19 protein-coding genes are annotated in these 20,535 nt (G+C 44.1%); 10 read left to right on the top strand and 9 right to left on the bottom strand.

Annotation, left to right across the window (positions count from 1 at the left end; genetic code table 11):
* Window positions 1-221 precede the first annotated feature (221 nt).
* Both ABD772_RS13245 and ABD772_RS13240 read right to left on the bottom strand, forming a co-directional pair.
* Window positions 222-1,073, bottom strand: a complete 852-nt coding sequence (locus ABD772_RS13245) for a tetratricopeptide repeat protein (RefSeq protein ID WP_345105215.1) — start codon at window positions 1,071-1,073, stop codon at window positions 222-224.
* 6 nt (window positions 1,074-1,079) lie between these two features.
* Entirely contained in the window at window positions 1,080-1,379 is a 300-nt protein-coding gene (locus ABD772_RS13240; RefSeq protein ID WP_345105212.1) for an HU family DNA-binding protein, read from the bottom strand.
* A 176-nt stretch (window positions 1,380-1,555) separates the two neighbouring features.
* Here ABD772_RS13240 and mutY point away from each other — a divergent pair, with 176 nt between their 5' ends.
* From mutY to ABD772_RS13225, 3 genes are all read left to right on the top strand, one after another.
* Entirely contained in the window at window positions 1,556-2,599 is a 1,044-nt protein-coding gene (gene mutY / locus ABD772_RS13235; RefSeq protein ID WP_345105210.1) for an A/G-specific adenine glycosylase, read from the top strand.
* A gap of 35 nt (window positions 2,600-2,634) precedes the next feature.
* Window positions 2,635-3,042 carry a single-stranded DNA-binding protein gene (locus tag ABD772_RS13230; RefSeq protein WP_345105208.1) on the top strand — a complete coding sequence of 136 codons (408 nt, stop codon included), beginning with the start codon at window positions 2,635-2,637 and terminating at the stop codon, window positions 3,040-3,042.
* 142 nt (window positions 3,043-3,184) lie between these two features.
* Window positions 3,185-4,717: a serine hydrolase gene (locus ABD772_RS13225; protein ID WP_345105205.1), complete on the top strand. Its 1,533-nt coding sequence runs from the start codon at window positions 3,185-3,187 to the stop codon at window positions 4,715-4,717.
* A 12-nt stretch (window positions 4,718-4,729) separates the two neighbouring features.
* Here ABD772_RS13225 and ABD772_RS13220 read toward each other — a convergent pair whose 3' ends face one another.
* The 3 genes from ABD772_RS13220 to aspS all read right to left on the bottom strand — a co-directional run bounded on the left by ABD772_RS13220 (window position 4,730) and on the right by aspS (window position 7,593).
* On the bottom strand, window positions 4,730-5,206 hold the full coding sequence (locus ABD772_RS13220) for an FKBP-type peptidyl-prolyl cis-trans isomerase (protein WP_345105202.1): 477 nt from the start codon (window positions 5,204-5,206) through the stop codon (window positions 4,730-4,732).
* Between the two features lie 35 nt (window positions 5,207-5,241).
* Complete coding sequence (locus ABD772_RS13215; protein WP_345105199.1) at window positions 5,242-5,712, bottom strand: FKBP-type peptidyl-prolyl cis-trans isomerase; 471 nt, start codon at window positions 5,710-5,712, stop codon at window positions 5,242-5,244.
* A gap of 135 nt (window positions 5,713-5,847) precedes the next feature.
* Window positions 5,848-7,593 carry an aspartate--tRNA ligase gene (gene aspS / locus ABD772_RS13210; protein ID WP_345105196.1) on the bottom strand — a complete coding sequence of 582 codons (1,746 nt, stop codon included), beginning with the start codon at window positions 7,591-7,593 and terminating at the stop codon, window positions 5,848-5,850.
* Between the two features lie 429 nt (window positions 7,594-8,022).
* Here aspS and ABD772_RS13205 point away from each other — a divergent pair, with 429 nt between their 5' ends.
* The 3 genes from ABD772_RS13205 to ABD772_RS13195 are packed head-to-tail and all read left to right on the top strand — an operon-like array spanning window position 8,023 to window position 12,208.
* Window positions 8,023-10,413: a TonB-dependent receptor gene (locus ABD772_RS13205; protein WP_345105193.1), complete on the top strand. Its 2,391-nt coding sequence runs from the start codon at window positions 8,023-8,025 to the stop codon at window positions 10,411-10,413.
* 49 nt (window positions 10,414-10,462) lie between these two features.
* The gene (gene pnuC, locus ABD772_RS13200) at window positions 10,463-11,098 is read left to right on the top strand and encodes a nicotinamide riboside transporter PnuC (protein ID WP_345105190.1); all 636 of its coding nucleotides are present in this window, start codon (window positions 10,463-10,465) and stop codon (window positions 11,096-11,098) included.
* 3 nt (window positions 11,099-11,101) lie between these two features.
* Window positions 11,102-12,208, top strand: coding sequence for an acyl-CoA dehydrogenase family protein (locus ABD772_RS13195; protein ID WP_345105188.1), 1,107 nt, complete (start codon window positions 11,102-11,104; stop codon window positions 12,206-12,208).
* Window positions 12,209-12,501: 293 nt separating this feature from the next.
* Here the strand turns inward: ABD772_RS13195 and ABD772_RS13190 are convergent, their stop codons facing one another.
* The 3 genes from ABD772_RS13190 to rsfS form a co-directional block, all read right to left on the bottom strand.
* Window positions 12,502-13,140 (bottom strand): LutC/YkgG family protein, encoded by a 639-nt coding sequence (locus ABD772_RS13190; RefSeq protein WP_345105185.1) that lies wholly within the window; start codon window positions 13,138-13,140, stop codon window positions 12,502-12,504.
* Between the two features lie 109 nt (window positions 13,141-13,249).
* Entirely contained in the window at window positions 13,250-15,367 is a 2,118-nt protein-coding gene (ftsH, locus tag ABD772_RS13185) for an ATP-dependent zinc metalloprotease FtsH (RefSeq protein WP_345105182.1), read from the bottom strand.
* A gap of 42 nt (window positions 15,368-15,409) precedes the next feature.
* Window positions 15,410-15,787, bottom strand: coding sequence for a ribosome silencing factor (rsfS, locus tag ABD772_RS13180; RefSeq protein ID WP_345105179.1), 378 nt, complete (start codon window positions 15,785-15,787; stop codon window positions 15,410-15,412).
* Between the two features lie 54 nt (window positions 15,788-15,841).
* On the opposite strand from rsfS, the gene ABD772_RS13175 reads away from it, so the two are divergent.
* The 4 genes from ABD772_RS13175 to pfkA all read left to right on the top strand — a co-directional run bounded on the left by ABD772_RS13175 (window position 15,842) and on the right by pfkA (window position 19,863).
* A complete protein-coding gene (locus tag ABD772_RS13175; protein WP_345105176.1) occupies window positions 15,842-16,618 on the top strand; it encodes a biotin--[acetyl-CoA-carboxylase] ligase in 777 nt (258 codons plus the stop codon).
* On the top strand, window positions 16,615-17,067 hold the full coding sequence (locus tag ABD772_RS13170; RefSeq protein WP_345105174.1) for a protein-disulfide reductase DsbD domain-containing protein: 453 nt from the start codon (window positions 16,615-16,617) through the stop codon (window positions 17,065-17,067). The genes ABD772_RS13175 and ABD772_RS13170 overlap by 4 nt, the downstream gene beginning before the upstream one ends.
* Window positions 17,068-17,077: 10 nt before the next feature.
* Window positions 17,078-18,799 (top strand): protein-disulfide reductase DsbD family protein, encoded by a 1,722-nt coding sequence (locus ABD772_RS13165; RefSeq protein ID WP_425562833.1) that lies wholly within the window; start codon window positions 17,078-17,080, stop codon window positions 18,797-18,799.
* Window positions 18,800-18,882: 83 nt separating this feature from the next.
* Window positions 18,883-19,863, top strand: a complete 981-nt coding sequence (gene pfkA / locus ABD772_RS13160; protein ID WP_345105169.1) for a 6-phosphofructokinase — start codon at window positions 18,883-18,885, stop codon at window positions 19,861-19,863.
* Between the two features lie 114 nt (window positions 19,864-19,977).
* Here the strand turns inward: pfkA and ABD772_RS13155 are convergent, their stop codons facing one another.
* On the bottom strand, window positions 19,978-20,505 hold the full coding sequence (locus tag ABD772_RS13155) for a 5' nucleotidase, NT5C type (protein WP_345105167.1): 528 nt from the start codon (window positions 20,503-20,505) through the stop codon (window positions 19,978-19,980).
* Window positions 20,506-20,535 lie beyond the last annotated feature (30 nt).

Here is a 20,535-nt window from a genome sequence, read left to right as displayed (position 1 = left end):
TACCGGTAGCCCTGTATTATACAGGGACCGAATTTCATACTATAGGGGTAAAAAAACAATACTGTATTCGCCCTATAATGGCGAAAAGGAACTAAGATGCTAAAAAGCAGTGCTTATTTCTTTTTGTGTCTGTTTTTTCTTAAACGCTTTTTGCGTTTGTGGGTAGCCATTTTGTGTCTTTTACGTTTTTTACCGCTCGGCATAATAATAATTTTTAAATGTTAATTACTTTTTAATTCCTTGATATATTGGTCGATGCGCTGTCCGAAAACCGGGTTAGGCATCATTTGCTTGCATTTTTCGTAAGCTGCAATGGCTTCTGGTTTCTGGCCCAACTGTTTATACGTCTCTGCCAGATAAAAGTACGACTCGAAGTCAGGTTTTTTTGCAATCACTGTTTTAAAACGCTGTACTGCTTTGTCAAACTGCCCTGATTTCATCGAAAACAAACCCAAATTAAGGTTTGCGTTAATGTTATCCGGGTCTTGCGTAACCACCTCGCGCAATAAAGCTATACCCTGCATCGGGCTTGCCCCGCCATTTACATATGCTACCCCTAAACCGGTTTTAGCGTCTAAGCTTTTCGGGTTAAGTTTAAGCGCGTTGGTAAATGCCTCGACCGCGCCTGTAATAAAGGCCGGCGTTACGGCGGTATCCTGCGTTATTTTAAATGCATCGTTAAACCGGTTGCCCGATGTTAACCATGCATCAAAGCTATTGTTACTTTTAGCAACAGCCATATAATAAAAAGCTGCCGGCGCGGGCTGATCTACATCATCCCAGGCAGCAGCCAATTGTTTGTTAAGCGATAGCTTTTCAGCATCGCCCGATACTTTTTTTAGTTGTTGCTCTAAACCTTCGATCTTTACGGTCAGCGAAGGCCCAATGGCAACTTTGGCAGGCTCAGATACGGTCTCGACAGTTACATTTGATACCGCTTTAGCTGCCTGAGGGGCAGCCGGAGCGGTGTCATGTGTCTGGCTGGGTTTTATCAAACCCTTTACCGGTAATGAATACAAATAGCCCATGATAGCCACTACGGCCACAGCTACGACTATTTGTTTTTTTTTCATGTTTCCTTATTTAACTTTAGATGCTTTGTTGCCTGTTTTTACTTTTTCAACAAAAGTTTTAGCCGGCTTGAAACTTGGCACAAAGTGCTCAGGTATGATTATAGCAGTATTTTTAGAAATGTTACGGGCTGTCTTTTTAGCTCTCTTCTTTACGACAAAACTTCCAAAACCTCTTACATAAACATTCTCGCCGCCAACCATTGAGTTTTTAATAACTTTAAAAAACGCCTCAACTGTTTCCTGAACATCAACCTTCTCAATACCAGTTTTAGATGAGATTTCAGTTATAATTTCTGCTTTAGTCATATCTGATTTTCCTTAATTTATTTGTAATTACTTAACTTATTTGGGGTTGCAAAAGTATTGGTTTATCTCGAAAGATTGAAATAATCGGTGCTTTTTTTTTCGTCAGAGCACAAACTACTACACTAACTTTACAAATACCATTCAATTAAGCACTTTATAGCCTAATTTTGTCTGTTATGAATTTTTCTGATGAGCTTGTAAATTGGTATACTCAAAACAAGCGCGACCTGCCCTGGCGACACACCACCGACGCATATATCATATGGCTATCTGAAATTATTTTGCAGCAAACCCGTGTAGAGCAGGGCCTGCCCTATTTTTACCGCTTTGCCGAGACCTATCCTGCGGTTACCGACTTTGCCGCTGCCGAAGAAAACGAGATCCTGAAACTTTGGCAGGGCCTGGGCTACTATTCACGTGGGCGCAATATGTTAAAAACAGCCCGTATGGTGCAGGATCTGTATGGCGGTAAATTTCCGACCAGGTACGCCGACCTTATCAAACTAAAAGGCATCGGCGAGTACACCGCAGCAGCCATTGCTTCTTTTTCATCAAATGAAGCCAAGGCCGTTGTCGACGGAAATGTATATCGTGTGCTGGCCAGGTATCTCGGCATTTTTGAGCCGATCAATAGTACGGCGGGAAAAAAACTGTTTCAATTGAAAGCAAACGATTTTCTTAATAAGAAAAATTCGGCGTTACACAATCAGGCTGTCATGGAGTTTGGAGCCATGGTCTGTAAACCCAAAAATCCGGCTTGTGGGATTTGCCCGGTGCGCCTGGATTGTTACGCATTTAAACATAATGCCACTACCTCATTACCCGTGAAACTAAAGACGGTCAAGGTAAGACAACGCTATTTCAACTATTTTCTCTATACCGACGGCGAGCATATCCTTATGAACAAGCGCGATGAAAGCGATATATGGGCAAATATGTATGATTTACCTATGATTGAGACAGATGGAATTGCTCCTGTTAACAAATTAATTACCCATCCGGAAGCGGTTAATTATTTCGGAGAGGCCCTGGAAATATCAACCATATCCGAGGTGAAAAAGCATATATTAACCCACCAGCAATTGTATATCCGGTTTATCACCATAGCTAAACAACCTGTCAGTTTAAAGCCAAATTGGTTTTTCATAAAAGTAGAAAATCTACAAACGCTACCTCTTTCTAAAGTAATTTTTATATTTTTAGATAATTTTTTAAATTAGAAATAAACTTGTAAATTAGCCGTACAATTTAAACTATGTCTGGAATTAATAAAGTAATACTAATTGGCCATTTAGGTAAAGACCCTGAAATACGCCAGTTAGAAGGTGGCGTATCTGTTGCAAGTTTTCCTCTGGCTACTTCGGAAACTTTCAATAAAGATGGGAAAAAGGTAGAGCAAACGGAGTGGCACAACATTGTATTGTGGCGAAGTCTGGCAGATGTAGCAGCCAAATTTCTGCAAAAGGGAAAATTAGTTTACATTGAAGGTAAATTACGTACCCGATCATTCGAGGATAAAGAGGGTGTAAAAAAATATACTACAGAAGTTGTAGCCGAGAACTTTACCATGCTGGGCCGCAAAACTGATTTTGAACCAGATACTTTTCAACGTCAAAAGGTGGTCGACGAATTGCCGCCCGATATAGATGATATAAATTTTTAAACCCCGCCTTTAAGATTAAACCAAAAGCCATACCTAACCGGATGGCTTTTTTATTTGTAGCTAAAACATATAATCTGCCGGTTCAGTTTTATGTTAAAGTAGTACCTTCGCGAACCTGTTATTTAATTAATTGACTATCCGGATGAAAAAGAGCTTTATTTATCTGCTTTGCTGTATTTTACTCTCTAACTTAACTTATGCACAGGATGTTAACAGAACAGCTTTTATAAAAGACAGTATTGATGTCTATATAAACCGCGCTATGACCAACTGGCGTATACCGGGCGTTGCCGTTTGTATTATCAAAGACAACCATATTGTGCTGATGAAGGGCTATGGTGTAAAAGAACTCGGAATACCCGCAAAGGTGGATGAGAACACACTTTTTATGATAGGCAGCAATACCAAGGCGTTTACAGCTACAGCAATGGCTATGCTGCAAGAGCAGAAAAAGCTTTCGCTTGATGATAATGTGAGCAAATACCTGCCCTGGTTTAAGCTGGAGAATAAGGATGCAACCAATCAGCTTATTATTCGCGATTTGCTTTGCCACAGAATAGGCTTTAAGACCTTTCAGGGCGACTTTACCTTTTATAACAGCAACTTATCCCGCCTGCAGGTAATGGAGAAACTGGGGCAGATAAAGGCCACCTATCCGTTCCGTACCAAATGGGGTTATACTAACTCGGCCTTTTTAACTGCCGGCGAGATCATACCGAAAGTAAGCGGCAAAAGCTGGGAGGCATATTTAAAGGATAACATCTTCGCGCCGCTGGGCATGACCAATACCCTGGCGCTTACTGCCGATATGCCAAAATCATTTAACCGTACTGTGCCGCATACTTTGATAGATGAACGCCTTAGCGCTGTCCCCTACGGCCAGCTGGATAATATGGCCGCGGCCATGAGTATCTGCTCGTCGGTTAACGACATGAGCAAATGGGTAATGGCACAATTGAATAGTGGCAAAGTAGGCGCAAGGCAGGTCATACCCGAAAATGCAATTTTAGCCACCCGCCAACCACAGGACTATGTGGGCAGCATCCGCCATGTAAACGGCGAAACTAATTATGAACTATATGGCTTAGGCTGGTTTTTGCAGGATTATGCAGGTCATCGCATTGTGATGCATGACGGTGGTGTAACGGGCTATGTATCTTCAGTAACCCTGGTACCGCAAGATCACCTGGGGATTGTCATCCTGACCAATACAGACGAGAATTCGTTTTACGAAGCATTGCGCTGGGAAATTATGGACGCGTACTTTAAACTACCTTACCAAAATTACAGTGATAAATACCTGGCATCTTATAAAGCCAGCGCATCAAATGACCAGGCTGTTATCAAAAAGCTACGCGACTCTGTGATGATGAACTTACAACCGGCACAACCGGTCAGCGCGTATCTCGGCAGGTATCACAATGATTTGTATGGCGATATGACCATTACCCAGGGCGAGGGCAATAGTTTGGAAGCACGCTTTGAGCATCACCCTAAAATGTTTGTTAAAATGCAGCCGGTGGGCGGTAATCGATTCTTTGCTACGTTTTCTGACCCCATTTATGGCAAAACGGTTTTCCCGTTCACTGTTCAGGCTGGCCGAATTACAAGTGTACGCGTCAAGGTGGCCGACTTTGTGGAGCAGGACCCTTACAATTTTAAGAAAGTAAACTAACCGGATTGCCTTTTAATCAGAAAAGCCCTGCAGTGTTATATGGTATATGAGGCAGGTATTTCCGGGCACTTTTGAGCTACCCTTTTCGCCAAAGGCCAATCCAGAGGGAATATATAGGGTTATAGTACCGCCTTTGCCTATAAGCGGCAGGCCAATGCGCCATCCTTCAATATCAAAATTAGCCAGTTGAAAATAATAGCTGGATTGTGCGTCAAACGGCGTTTCGTCTAAAAGGAATCCGGTATAATTAACAACAACGTTTGACGATGATGTAGGATGCGCACCTGTTCCGGGTGTGTCGATATGATAATATAACCCTGAAGGGTCTTTGGTTACATCTGTTATTTGGTTTAAAAGAAAATAGTCCTGTATAGCCTTATCATCATACTTTGCCTGCTGAGAAGCATCAAAAGGCGATTGAACTGTTTTTCTGCATGCCGAGAAAGTAACAGCTGCACATATACCCAGTAGTAGTAAATATCTTTTCATTTTATATTTTTCAATTAACGCACCAAAGAAACCGCTTAGTTTGCAGTAACTCCATCCAGATCAAGCGTATAAACAAGCACTGAATTACCAGGGATACCATTCACTTCTCCGGAGCCATAAGCTTGTCCCGAAGGGATAATTAATAAAATACGGCCGCCTGTACCAATTTTAGGGATACCCGCTTGTAGCCCGGCAATAAAAGCGCTTACTTTAGCTTGTACACCATTAGTCGCGCCTATTGAAAGACCGTTAAGATACCCGTAAGTATAGGTAACTTTTACTGTCGACAGCGCATTAGGTTTGGGGTCTGTGCCAGCATTTGTAATGTGGTAATAAACCCCGGTTGCCGGATCTTTGGTTGCAGTAATATTATTAGCTTTTATATAATCCTGTATTTTCTGATCGTCAATCACAGCCTGGTTTTTGGCCTGAGTGGTTGTTTGTACTTTTTGACAAGCCGATAAACCGGCAATTACCAGTACAAGTAGTAAAAAATATCTTTTCATGCGTTTTCTATGCAACTATACTTAAAAAAATAGGATGCCTTTAAATTTTAACATTTTTTAGCATTTACACAAACCTACCGATAATAACGGCTGTAGCGATAACGCCAAACCGGTTAAACTATTATTTACGCCCGGTTAAAGCGCTGTTTTAATTTTCAACTCGTTTAACTGCGCATCGGCTATGGTAGATGGCGAATCGATCATCACGTCGCGGCCCGAGTTATTTTTTGGGAAAGCTATCACATCGCGGATAGAATCCAACCCGGCGAATATAGAGCATAATCTGTCAAACCCAAAGGCGATACCACCATGCGGCGGGGCACCATACTCAAACGCATCCATTAAAAAGCCAAATTGCTTCTGAGCTTCTTCTTTGCTAAAGCCCAGGTGTTTAAACATCAGCGCCTGCAAATCACGGTCGTGGATACGGATAGAACCACCGCCAATTTCGGTACCGTTGATCACCAGGTCATACGCATTGGCACGTACGTCGCCGGGCGCAGTATCTAACAGTGCAATATCCTCTGGTTTTGGTGATGTAAACGGATGGTGCATGGCGTGGTAACGTTCAGTCTCTTCATCCCACTCCAGCAGCGGGAAGTCAAGTACCCAAAGCGGCGCGTAAGTGTTTTTATCGCGCAAGCCTAAACGGGTCCCCATCTCCAGGCGTAACTCGTTTAATTGTTTACGTACTTTATCGGTACTGCCTGCTAACACCAGCATCAAATCGCCTTTTTCAGCACCAAATGCAGCGGCCCAGTTGGTCAGGTCATCCTCCGTATAAAATTTATCTACTGATGATTTTAAAGTACCGTCGGTATTATAACGGCAATAGATCATGCCTGTGGCACCAATCTGCGGGCGTTTCAACCACTCGGTCAACTCGTCAATTTGTTTACGGGTGTATTCGGCACAACCTTTGGCGTTGATACCAACTACCAGCTCGGCATTATCAAAAATACCCAGGCCTTTTCCTTTAACCACATCATTCAACTCAACAAACTGCATCCCGAAGCGAATGTCAGGTTTATCTGAGCCATATAAACGCATGGCGTCAGCATACTGCATCCGCGGGAAATCATCAAACTCAATGCCTTTAACGTTTTTAAACAGATGACGGGTCAATCCCTCAAAAATATTCAGGATATCTTCCTGGGTGATGAAAGCCATCTCACAATCAATCTGCGTAAACTCCGGCTGACGATCGGCCCGCAAGTCTTCGTCGCGGAAACATTTTACGATCTGGAAATAACGGTCGAAACCACTCACCATCAGCAGCTGCTTAAAAGTCTGCGGCGATTGTGGCAGGGCGTAAAACTCGCCCGGATTCATACGGCTTGGTACCACGAAATCGCGTGCACCTTCCGGCGTCGATTTGATCAGCACCGGGGTTTCAACCTCGATGAAATTCAGATCATCCAGGTATTTACGTATCTCCTGAGCCATTTTGTGACGCAGCACCAGGTTATTACGTATAGGGTTGCGGCGCAAATCAAGGTAACGGTATTTAGCACGCAGCTCCTCGCCGCCGTCAGTTTCATCCTCAATTAAAAACGGCGGAATTTTTGCCGCATTTAAAACTTCTATATCAGCAACGGCAATCTCAATTTCGCCGGTTGGTATTTTAAGGTTTTTGTTAGTACGCTCAATTACTTCCCCGCTCACTTTGATCACAAATTCACGGCCCAATGCGCGGCTGGTTTCGCGCAGAGCAGCATCAGTATCAACGTTAAACACCAGTTGGGTTAATCCGTAACGGTCGCGCACATCAATAAAAGTTGTGCCGCCCAGGTCGCGCGATTTTTGCACCCATCCGCATAAAGTTACGGTTTGGCCTAAATTATTGATATTAAGTTCGCCGCAAGTATGTGTTCTTAACATAGTAACTTCTTTTGTAAAGTTTGCAAAAGTATCATTTTAGTCCGAAAGTCCGAAAGACCAGAGGCCGGAAAGTCAGAACTTTCGGTCTTTTCTGACTTTCAGACTTGCACACTCTTAAAAAACACTACCTTTGCCATATAATTCTCAAGGGGTGCCTTGTTTTGGGAAAGCAAAATATCGCTGCAGCATATTTTACCAAACTGAAAGACAGGCTGAGATCAAACCCGTTGTTTTGGATTAACCTAATGTAGAGACGCAATATGTTTTGCGTCTTATGACATCCGGTTCGAAACGCAACATGTTGCGTCTCTGCATATTCAAAACATACACCTGATCCGGGTAATGCCGGCGTAGGGAGAGGTAATAAGTTAAGTGTACTGTGCATTGTACCCTGGTGTGCAGATGGTTTAACGTTTTATAACACACAAATTGAAAAATTTATTTACGGCATTATTTGCCATGCTGCTGCCTGTCCTGGCATCGGCCCAATTCTCGGTATCCGGGAAAATTACTGACCAGCAAACCGGCGATCCGCTGCCCGGCGCTACCATCACCATTCAAAATTTAGCCCTAAGCACCGTTAGCAACGCTGGTGGCAAATACGTCTTTAAAAATTTAAAAAGCGGCAATTATACCATTGCGGTTAGCTATTTGAGCTATCAACCCATTACAAAAAGTTTATATGTTGATGCCAATAGTTCGCTTGATTTTATATTAACCCGCAGCCATAAGGTAACTGAAGAAGTTACCGTAAACGCCACCCGCGCATCGGCTAATTCACCCACGGCGTTTACCAACCTCAGCAAAAAAGACATTGACAAAAACAATACAGGCCGCGGCTTTGAATATCTATTGGAGCAAACGCCGTCCACAGTAGTAACCTCAAATGCAGGTGCAGGCGTTGGTTATACCAGCATCCGCATTCGCGGCTCTGACCCAACCCGTATCAATGTCACCGTAAACGGCATCCCGATAAATGATGCCGAAGATCAGGGCGTCTACTTTGTCGACCTGCCTGACCTGGCCTCATCTGTAGATAATATCCAGGTGCAGCGCGGTGCAGGTACCTCAACCAATGGTGCAGGTGCTTTCGGCGCCAGCATCAATATCCAAACCACCACCCGTCGCGACAGCGCTTATGCCGAGTACAATGGTGCGGCCGGCTCTTACGGTACGGTTAAACACACCTTCAACTTAGGCACCGGTTTATTGGGCGGGCATTTTACGTTTGACGGCCGGTTGTCAAATATGTATTCTGACGGTTATATAGAACGTTCTGCCTCTAAGCTGCGCTCTTACTTTTTAAGCGGGGCTTATTATGGCAAAACCAGCGTGGTACGCGTCAATATTTTCGGCGGATATGAGCAAACCCACCAGGCCTGGGACGGCGTACCTCAAGACAGCGTACTTCATGGCAACCGCAAGTATAACGAGTTGGGATACATAGACGCCACCGGCAAATATTACCCAAATCAAACTGACAATTACAATCAAAATTACTACCAGTTACTGTATAACCAGCAAATTAGTCCGCTGCTGTCATTTAGCGGGGCACTGCATTATACTCGCGGCTATGGTTATTATGAAGAATACCGGAACGATGATAATCTGAGCGATTACGGCGTCACGCCGGTAATAATTGGCGGTGTGACTGTTGCCTCGACCGATTTAGTACGCAGATTATGGTTGGATAATGATTTTTACGGTGCCACTTATAACTTCAGTTACAAACCATCCGGCAAACTTGATTTTACGCTCGGCGGTGCTTACAATGAATATAAGGGCCGGCACTATAATAACATAGAATGGACACAACAAAGCACTAATATTCAACCGGACTATGAATATTCGCGCAATACAGCTAAGAAAACAGACTTCAACCTGTTTGCGCGTGCTGAGTATCATTTAGGCGATGTATTGCTGTACGGCGATATGCAATACCGCCATATTGGCTACTCGTTTTTGGGCTTTGACCAAAATCTGAACAATGTACAGCAGCAGGTCGGACTGAATTTTTATAACCCGAAGGCAGGTATCACTTACCAGGTTACCGATAATAGCAATGTATACGCTTCCATCGCGGTAGCAAACCACGAGCCTAATCGTAATGACTTCGTGAACTCATCACCCATCAGCCGCCCGAAAGCAGAAAACCTGAAAGATCTGGAGTTTGGCTACCGCACCGCGCAATCAAACTTCACTGCAGGTATTAATGGTTTTTACATGTTGTATAAAAACCAACTGGTGCTTACCGGCGCATTGGACGATGTAGGCGAGGCCATCCGCACCAACATAGCCGGCAGCTACCGCGCAGGTATCGAGCTGAATGGGAAAGTCCGAATAGCACAACCCTTAACCTGGGCAGCTACCGCAACCCTGAGCACTAATAAAGTGAAAAACTTTAACCAGGTATTATTTGATGAAAACGGCGATCCGGTAAATTTCCATTACGCCAAGACGGATATTGCCTACTCGCCCAACTTTGTGGGGTCAAGCACCGTCAGCTATCAGCCAGTGCGCAACGCCGAAATTGCATTTATCAGTAAATATGTAAGTCAGCAGTACCTGGATAACACCTCATCCAATGATCGCGCATTGCCGCATTACTTTGTGAACGATGTTCGCCTGAACTATAATTTCAGCATCAAAGGTGTTAAGAATATTGGTATCGGACTACTGGTCAACAACATATTCAGCGCCAAATATCAATCAGACGGCGCAACCTACCCCGGGGTTGAGGGAGGCAAGGTTGCTAATTACAATTATTGGTTTGCTCAGGCGCCTGTTAATTTCCTGGCATCATTGAACCTGAAGTTTTAACAAAAAGCATAGCCCCGGACCACCGGAGCTATGCTTCTAAGATAATAAGATGAGCCTTTTACATCAATGGTTGCAACTGTTTATTGAGCAGGCAGGCCAAACCACCTTTTGGGAGTGGGCTGCGGTGATTTTAGGTATTGCGGAGGTTTTGTTGGCCAAAGTCAATAATATTCTCCTCTATCCAACGGGAATAGCCGGTACCATTATTGGTATTTATGCTTTGATGCTGGCGGGGCTTTATGCCGAATCAGTACTGAGCTTATATTATATCGTGATGAGTATTTATGGCTGGATACATTGGATCAGGCGTCAAAATGCACCCCCTGTAAAGATCAGCCGGGCCACAAAAAGAGAATGGGTGATAACCGTTTTAATAGTAGTTGCAGGCTGGGCAATATTTTCTATTGCACTCAAAAAGTTTACCGCTTCAAACGTCCCCGTCTGGGATGCCTGGGTATCGTCAACCGCGTGGGCGGGTATGTGGCTGCTGGCCAGGCGCAAGCTGGAGAACTGGGTATTATTAAATATTTCTAACCTGTTTGCTATACCGTTGCTGTGCTATAAACATTTGATCATGTTTGCAGCCCTGACGCTGTTTTTGTTTATCGTAGCTATTTTCGGATTTATAGAATGGCGGGCGATCTTAAAAAAAGAAAACGGGGCTAACCAGGCACCAACACCTTAAATTATGGAAAAACAGCTGTCACATCCATCGGTTTTCATTAACCCGGATGACGTAAATATCATCAGAGAAAACGCCGCTGAAGCTGAGCAATTGGGTATGCTGCATCCTGAACAGTTGAAAATTATTTATTGTGAAGGCTGGTTTAAACTTTTAATGCCCGAAGCTTACCGTGGGCAGCAGCTCACATTATCCAACTTAGTGCACTTGCAGGAAGCCATCAGCTGGGCCGATGGCAGCACCGGCTGGGTAGTCACGCTTTGCAGCGGCGCCGGCTGGTTCGGCGGATTTATAAATGCAGCATTAGCTCAACAGCTATTCGCCGATCCGTTGGTTTGTCTTGCAGGCAGTGGCGCGGTAGGTGGTACCGCAGAACTTATTGGCGATAGTTACCTCATCAATGGCAGCTGGAAATATGCCAGTGGTGTGCATCATGCCACTTATATCACGGCTAATTGCGCAATTACCCAAAATGGCCAGCCGGTTTTAGGTGATGATGACGAACAACTTATATTGCCCTTTGTTTTCGACAAAAAGGATGTGGTGCCTATCCCTGCCTGGAAATATATGGGTATGGCGGCAACCGGCAGCGATGCCTTTGAGATTGTGAATTTAACCGTAAATAAGAACCGCGCGTTTAAAATTGATCCGGCTGCTGCGGTTGTTGACGCGCCGTTGTACCGTTATCCCTTTCTGCAATTAGCAGAAGCGACCTTAGCTGTAAACATATCGGGCATTGCCATACATTTTATTGATTTGTGTGCCGATGTTTTTAATGACCGCATGAATCACCCGCGGTTAACACCATCCCAAAAAATTATTCTGATCGAAGCGTTGGCTTTGGCTGGTAAGGAAATGGAGAATCTGCGTCGGGCGTTTTTTGAGGCGGTGGATATTTCCTGGGGTGACATTGTACAAAATAACATAGTAAGTGGTGCTAATTTAGATGCTGTAAGCACAACCAGCCGTAAACTGGCTATCTCGGCCAGAGAAATTGTTGATCGCCTTTATCCGCTTTGCGGATTAATTGCCGCAGGCTCTGATACTGAGATCAATCGCGCCTGGCGCGATCTGCACACCGCCAGTCAGCATACATTGTTAAGTCCGCTCTAAATCTTGCTACGGATTGGGCGATGGCGGATTGCTTCGTCATTCCTTCTTATAACGATGTATAGAAACATAAACCGCTCACTGATCCACGAGAATGTGAATCAGTTGGATCATTTGAATCGCGCGGAAAATTCAAGACACTGAAAATAAGGTTGTTAAAAATATAGTCGCAAAAAACGGATCAGTTTGGATCACGTTTCCTGACATTTAAGTCTTTTATTGATCACTCTGTGAATTGTGCGCCTACAGACAATGGAGCATTCTTAGTATGCGTTATAAAGCCTCGCCTGTTAACGTTATCCCTCCAGCAAAAACACAAACAGCTCTTTAGGGCCGTGGGCGCCTAAAACGAGTGTCTTCTCGATATCGGCCGTACGGCTTGGGCCGGTTATATTTGATATCATAGACGGGACATTGCCGTTATATTTTTGCCTGATCAGCGCAAAACCGTCTTTCAGATCGGCTACCAGTTGCGATGTATAGGCCAGTACAATATGCACTTCGGGATAAATGTTTAGCCTGCGGCCTGCAGATTGCGCGCTTGACACCATAATGCTGCCGTTACGTGCCACTAATGCCTCGCAAAGGGTCAAACCCACCTCGGCCTGGGTAAAGTCTTTATCCGTCTCAAAAAACGGAAATTCGTAGCGGTTTAATACTTCCTGCAAGCCGGGTTCCCAGCAGTATATTTTACGCCAGTTACGTTTCTCGGCCAGTTCTAATAAGGTCTCTATAAACTGCACCTCATCCTCGCAAAAAGCAAACTGACCTTGCACGGCAGTAAACTCCTCGGCAAACATTACATCCAGATCCTCGGGTGCAGGCGGATACATCGGCAGGTTTTCCAGGTTTGGGTAAGGGTTATCTCTTTTCTCTAACAAGGCCTGACGTATTTTCTTCAGTAGCTTTTCTTTGGGTGTGGTAATGTCTCGCATGGGTTGGTTTATTGAGCTTCGGCGTCAAAAATAGTATAAAATAAAAAAGTCCTTAGCGTTAAGTTAAAAAACTTTAAACTAAGGACTTTGAATGGCTTTAAACTTTTATTTATTCGCCCTGGTTGGCTTCTTTTTCTTCAGGGTTTCTTTCAAACGTTCCGGAATGGTCAACCACGCCTTCGTGCTGTAAGCCTTGTGCAGCCGCCTCTTGATTTGCTCCGGGATTATCCACACCATTTACAAACTCGTCATAAGTAGTACGGTGCTCAAAGGGGCGTTTGCCCAGTATCTCTTCCAGATCAGACTGGAACAAAATCTCTTTCTCCAACAGCTTTTCAGCCAGTTTGATCAGGCCCCCGCGTTTATCAAGCAACAATTGCTTGGTACGTGCATAAACGGCGTTGATCTGATTCCGAACTTCGTGGTCAATCAGTTCAGACGTTTTCTCTGAGTATGGCTTGTTGAATTGATATTCGCCCTGCGTATCATTGAATGATACGTTACCTACCTTATCGTTCATGCCATAAATGGTAACCATCGCATATGATAGTTTGGTAATGCGTTCCAGATCGTTTTGTGCCCCGGTTGATATCTTACCAAAGGTAATATCCTCGGCAACACGGCCGCCCATCGTCATACACATACCGTCTTCCAACTGTTCTATAGTATATAAGAACTGCTCTTTAGGCAGATATTGCGCATAACCCAATGCAGCAACGCCACGCGGCACAATAGACACTTTAACCAACGGATCGGCATGCTCCAGGAACCAGCCCGCAATAGCGTGTCCGGCTTCGTGATAAGCAACGATGCGTTTTTCTTCGGGCGATATGATCTTGTTCTTTTTCTCCAAACCCCCAATAACGCGGTCAATAGCATCCTGAAAATCCTGCATATCAACGGCCTCTTTGTTACGTCGGGCAGCAATCAGTGCGGCCTCGTTACAAACGTTGGCAATTTCGGCACCAGCAAAACCCGGGGTTTGCGCCGACAATTTTTTAGCGTCAACACCGTCGGCCAGTTTAACCGGTTTTAAGTGTACTTTAAATATCTGCTCGCGGCCAATCAGGTCGGGTTTATCAATGGATACCTGCCTGTCAAAACGGCCGGGGCGCAATAAAGCTGAATCCAATACATCCGGGCGGTTAGTAGCGGCCAGGATAATAATACCTGAGTCGGTACCAAAACCATCCATCTCAACCAATAACTGGTTTAATGTATTTTCACGCTCGTCATTACCCCCTACGATATTGTTCTTGCCACGGGCACGGCCAATAGCGTCAATCTCATCAATAAAAATGATACATGGCGCTTTATCTTTAGCCTGACGGAATAAATCGCGCACACGTGATGCGCCCACACCCACAAACATTTCCACGAAATCAGAACCTGATAAGGAAAAGAAAGGCACCTGCGCCTCGCCGGCAACAGCTTTAGCTAAAAGGGTTTTACCGGTACCCGGCGAACCCACCAACAGCGCACCTTTAGGTATTTTACCACCCAGGTTAGTATATTTCTTTGGATTTTTGAGGAAATCGACGATCTCCATAACTTCTTGTTTGGCCTCTTCCAGACCGGCAACGTCATTAAAGGTTACCGATACCTGGGCCTCTTTATCAAACAAAGTAGCTTTTGATTTACCTATGTTAAAGATCTGGCCGCCCGGGCCGCCGCCTGCACCACCGCCCATACGGCGCATGATGAACATCAGCATTACAGCAAACACCACGATCATGATAACACATTGCACCAGTCCGTTTGACAATAAGCTATCGTGCGGCACATATTTAACCGCTATTTTTTGCGATTCTGGCACATCTTTCTGCGCATTAGCAATTGACTGCTTTAAGCTCTCAAAAGAGGCATCGGTAAAGGTGTATTGAGGGTCGTTACCGGTTACCCCAAAAGCATGCTGCTGCTTTACAACATCAGCGTATTGCGGTTTTTTTAAGCTATCCTTTTTTATATGAACTTCGGCCACCAGGTAGTCGCCATTTTTATAGGCTTCAACATAATCTACGTCACCCGGTTTAAGCATTTCGGTTTCAAAACGCTTAAAATCAATTAAGGCACCACCACTACTCCCTGAGAAATAAGCTACGCCGACAAACACAGCTATTGCCACTGCGTATAACCACATAAAATTAAATTTAGGAGGCTTAGGGGTTATACGTTTATTCGGTATTTTTCTTATCGGTTTTGGCTTATCAAATTTCTTATCTTCCATTTGTTGTTTTAAATCTCACTGTAATTAAAAATTGAGCTATAGTTAGGCACTGCTTTTATAGCTTTTTATTTCGGCATCTCCCCACAAATCCTCTACACCATAAAATTCCCGTTTATCTGTTCTGAAAACGTGTACTACTACGTCTATGTAATCAAGCAGTATCCATTCTGCATATTCAAGGCCCTCTTTTCGCCAGGGCTCCTGTTTTAAGGCTTTAAAAATTTCTTCTTCGATACTGTTGGCAATTGCTTTGACTTGTGTGGATGAATCGGCATGACATATCACAAAATAATCTGTCACCGAACTATGAATATTACGAAGGTCTAATCTGACGATGTCATTTCCTTTTTTTTCCTGTATGCCATGTATGGCTAATTCAGAAATATAAGATGATTCATTGGTCGCTTTATTTTTTACCATCAAAAAGAATTAGTTTTGAACGTTTTTGAGTTAAGCATTATTATAAATATAACATTGCAAAATAACATATTTTCAGGATTATTTGTTGGACAAAATTTACTGACACTAAAAGAAGTCGACTCGACCAACAATTTCCTTAAAAACTTATTGTCAAATTCCAAGCCAGTGCCCGAAGGAACGGTCATTATGGCAGAAGGGCAATATGCCGGTCGTGGCCAGCAAAACAACAAATGGCATGCCGAACCCGGCAAAAACCTTACCTTCAGCCTGCTTTTACAGCCACATTTTTTAGACATTGCCTATCAGTTCGATCTCAATCGGGCCATCAGTATGGGCGTTTATGATGCACTGTGGCCGCTATTGGGCGACGCGCTTAAAATAAAGTGGCCCAATGATATTTATTATGGCAATAAAAAATTGGGGGGCATGCTGATTGAAAATTTATTGCAGGGCAGCCAGATCAAAAATTCGGTGATCGGCATCGGCCTGAATATTAACCAGGAAAACTTCCCGGAGGATGCTGTTAACGCAACGTCAGTAAGACAGATATTACATAAAGATTACCCGCTTAATGATATATTAGCTGACATTTGCAACCATGTTGAAGCGTGGTATTTAAAATTGAAAGCCGGTAAAACAAATTTTGTAAGGGATACCTATTTGTCGCGACTATACTGGTTTAATGTAGAAAAACGTTTCAAAACCAATGGCCAGGAATTTACCGGCACAATAACCGGAGTTAAAGACAATGGCTTACTAATAGTAAAGCACAACAATACAGAAACAACCTATAACCTTAAAGAAATAGAATTTTTAAATAAACAGTTATGAAGAAAATATTAACAATAATAGTCGCCTTGTTTTTAACTGTTGGCGCTTACGCACAAATTGTGACCCCGGTAAAATGGGCCTACGCAGCCAAAAAAACCAGTTCAACCGAAGTTACCGTTTTTTTGAAAGCAACTATCGATGCGGGCTGGCACATTTACTCGCAACATGTTAAAGATGGCGGCCCTATTAAAACCTCGTTTAACTTTGCCAAGTCAAAGGATTATAGTTTAGTTGGCCCGGCCACCGAACCAAAACCCGAAACGCGCTTTGAAAAAGCTTTTAATATGAACGTAAGCTTTTTTGAGAAAGAGGTAATATTTCAGCAAAAAATCAAGCTTAAATCGCCAAAGGTTACTGCTATAAAAGGTCAGTTAGAATACATGACCTGTAACGATTCAAAATGTTTGCCACCTGAAGATGTAAATTTCTCTATCCCTTTGGGTAAATAATTTTTTGATGATGACAGCAGCCCCGAAAAGCTTTTTTGTTAAATGGATAGCGCTGATTTGCCTGGTAATTGCTGCCAGCTTTGCAGCCGGCGTTAAACCAGCAATGGCACAAAACGATACCAGTGGCGTAACCTTTACCAGCATACCAACGGCTGCCGACAGCCTGGCTATGCGCAAAAAAGCGCAGCAGGCACAGGTAGCTAAACAAAAAGCAACTATCAGCGCGCCGGCTGCCGAAAAACCCAAATCGCTTTGGCAGATATTTATTGCTGGCTTTTTAGGAGGGCTGGCTGCTGTGATAATGCCCTGTATCTACCCGCTATTGCCTTTAACGGTGAGTTTTTTTACCAAAAAAGCGGGGTCAAGGGCTAAAGGTATCGGACAGTCATTGCTTTATGGGCTGTCAATCATTATTATTTATGTTGGCCTGGGGTTGATTATTTCAGGGCTGTTTGGCTCTGATGCGCTGAATGCCCTGGCGACAAACGGCATATTCAATATTTTCTTTTTCCTGTTGCTGGTGGTTTTTGGCATATCCTTTTTGGGTGCTTTTGAGATAACGCTGCCAAGCTCATTGGGCAATAAACTGGATGCTAACGCGGATAAAGGCGGCATAGCGGGTATTTTCTTTATGGCTGCTACATTGGTGGTAGTATCATTCTCCTGTACCGGCCCAATTATAGGCACCTTACTGGTTGAGGCAGCCTCAAAAGGCGACAGGCTCGGGCCTGCCGTCGGCATGCTGGGCTTCTCGGCCGCTTTAGCTTTGCCGTTTACGGCATTTGCGCTATTCCCGTCGGCACTTAAATCGCTGCCAAAATCGGGCGGATGGTTGAATACGGTAAAAGTTTGCCTGGGCTTTCTGGAGATTGCCTTCGCACTGAAATTCTTGTCAAACGTCGATCTGGCTTATCACTGGAACTGGTTTAACCGCGATATTTTCTTGTCGATCTGGATTTCTCTAGGAATGCTGTTAGGCTTATATTTATTAGGAAAAATTAAATTTTCGCATGACAGCGACGTGGGCTACGTATCAGTTACACGCTTTTTTATGGCGATACTGGTTTTTGCTTTTACGATTTATATGATTCCGGGCTTATGGGGAGCTCCGTTAAAACCGCTAAGCGCTTTCTTGCCACCGATGGCGACGCAGGAGTTTGACCTGTCTCAAGTGCCGGGCGGTGCAAGCGCGGCCGAGGTGGCAGTTAAAACATCATCCTTAGAAAAAAAATACGCTGCTAACTATACCCGCATTGCTACCCGCGGGCTGGATGCCTGGTACGATTATGATCAGGCATTACAGGTATCAAAAGAGCTGCACAAGCCCATCATGATTGATTTTACCGGCTTTAACTGTGTAAACTGCCGCCAGATGGAAGCCGATGTATGGACCGACTCGCGCGTTTTCAATCATCTTAAAAACGATTATATATTGCTGCAGTTAGTAGTTGATGACAAAGCAGAGCTGCAACCATCTGAACAATTTACATCAACTTATAGCGGAAAAAGAATCACTACACTGGGCGGCAAATGGAGCGATCTGGAAGCATCGCGCTTTAATGCTAACTCGCAGCCCTTCTATGTGTTACTGGATAGCGACGGCAATATGCTGACCGATAAAAACGGCGTCACTATACCGCCGTCGCCGGCTAATTATAATGTTGAGAGCTACCTGAAGTTCTTAGAAAGCGGAATTACCGCTTATCAAAGTGCGCAACAAGCCAAAAAATAACTTAAATTTGCGGCGCAAACGGTAGCACGTATATACATACTTGCCGCTAATCAGGTATAACCAAAATCCGCCATTTAAAAACAATGACCCCGATTAAGAAAATAGGACTTTTTACTTCAGGTAGCGACTCTCCAGGCATGAATGCCGCCATCAGAGCGGTAGTACGGACAGCAGTTTTTTATAACATTGAAGTTGCAGGTATCCGCCGCGGCTTTGAAGGTATGATAAATGGCGATATCTACGAGATGAATACCAAGTCGGTATCCAATATCATTCAGCGTGGCGGTACTTTATTAAAAACCGGCCGCAGCGAAGATTTCAAAACTGCCGAAGGCAGGCAGAAAGCCTACGAACAATTAAAGAAAAATGGCATTGAAGCGTTAGTTGCTCTAGGTGGCAACGGAACCCTTAAAGGCATGCGCGAGTTTGGCGATGATTATAAAGACATCAAGATCATAGGCGTGCCATGCACCATTGATAATGACCTGCGCGGATCTGATTTTACTATTGGTTACGATACCGCCATTAATACCGTTATTGAAGCCGTTGACAAGATCCGTGAAACTGCCGAGTCGCATGACCGTTTGTTTATTGTCGAAGTAATGGGCCGCGATTCAGGCATGATTGCCCTGCGCACGGGCATGGGTGTAGGTGCAGAGGCTGTGTTGGTTCCAGAAACCAAATCAGATATCAATGCACTGTTTGATCGGTTGCAAAGAGGCCGCAAAGACAAAACCTCAAAAATAGTTATGGTTGCCGAAGGCGACGAGCCGGGCAGCGCTTTCGAAATAGGTAAAGCCATTATGAAAAAGTTTCCGCATTATGATACGCGTGTGTCCATACTTGGGCACATACAACGCGGCGGCAAGCCAACCTGTATGGACCGCGTATTGGCTAGCCGGTTAGGCGTAGCCGCTGTTGAAGCGCTGAGAGATGGCCACACCGGCGAAATGGTAGGTTTGATTCATAATAATATCGCTTATACCCCATTTGGCCAATCAGTAAAACATCACCGCGATGTGAATGCCGAGTTTACGCGGATTGTTGAGATGCTGTCTTTGTAACGAGTCATAAGTTCTGAATCAATAGCCTTGAGTCTTTAAATTGACGAGACTCGGTGTAATTATAAAAAAGCTTGTGCGTTATCACAGGCTTTTTATTTACTCCAGACCCAATGGCTACAACAATTTCTCTGCTACTTCCTTCCAACTATTTACACGTTCGTATTCAGTAAGCCGCAAGTTGTGAGGCGAGGTAAACAGCAATTTGCGTCCGTTAAACCGCGCAAAATTTTTCGTACGATCATCGATCATTATATCGGTATTAACAATCTTGTATCCACAGAAAATAATATTGGTCCACTCAATAAACGGAAAGTAATCGCCCAGCCAGGCTTGTTTGTCCTCTAAAGAGTTAGGGAACTCGGTAGCGGCCGATACAATAAATACCTCGTACTTTTTATTTAGCTCGGCAATGACTTCCTGGCTGTCGGCAATCACTTTCAGGTCGCGGAAAAAACCTTTGCGGTTGATGTATTCGCGCAGGGTATGATCCAGTTCGGGCGGCAACAATTCACGAAACTCTTTGCCATGCATCTGGTCGAGCGTGTAGTTATATCCGTGTTCTTGCTGGTAAATGGTTATAAATTTGTCAATGGGGTCGGCAATAACCTCATCCATATCAATAGCTATGCTTAACTTATTCATGGCGGTAAATTTCAGACATTTACGCCGGAA

Origin of the sequence: Mucilaginibacter panaciglaebae (genome assembly GCF_039539265.1) — a bacterium.
GTDB lineage: Bacteria > Bacteroidota > Bacteroidia > Sphingobacteriales > Sphingobacteriaceae > Mucilaginibacter > Mucilaginibacter panaciglaebae.
Note: the sequence above shows the minus strand (reverse complement) of the source record. Positions and strands in the feature narration are given on the sequence as shown.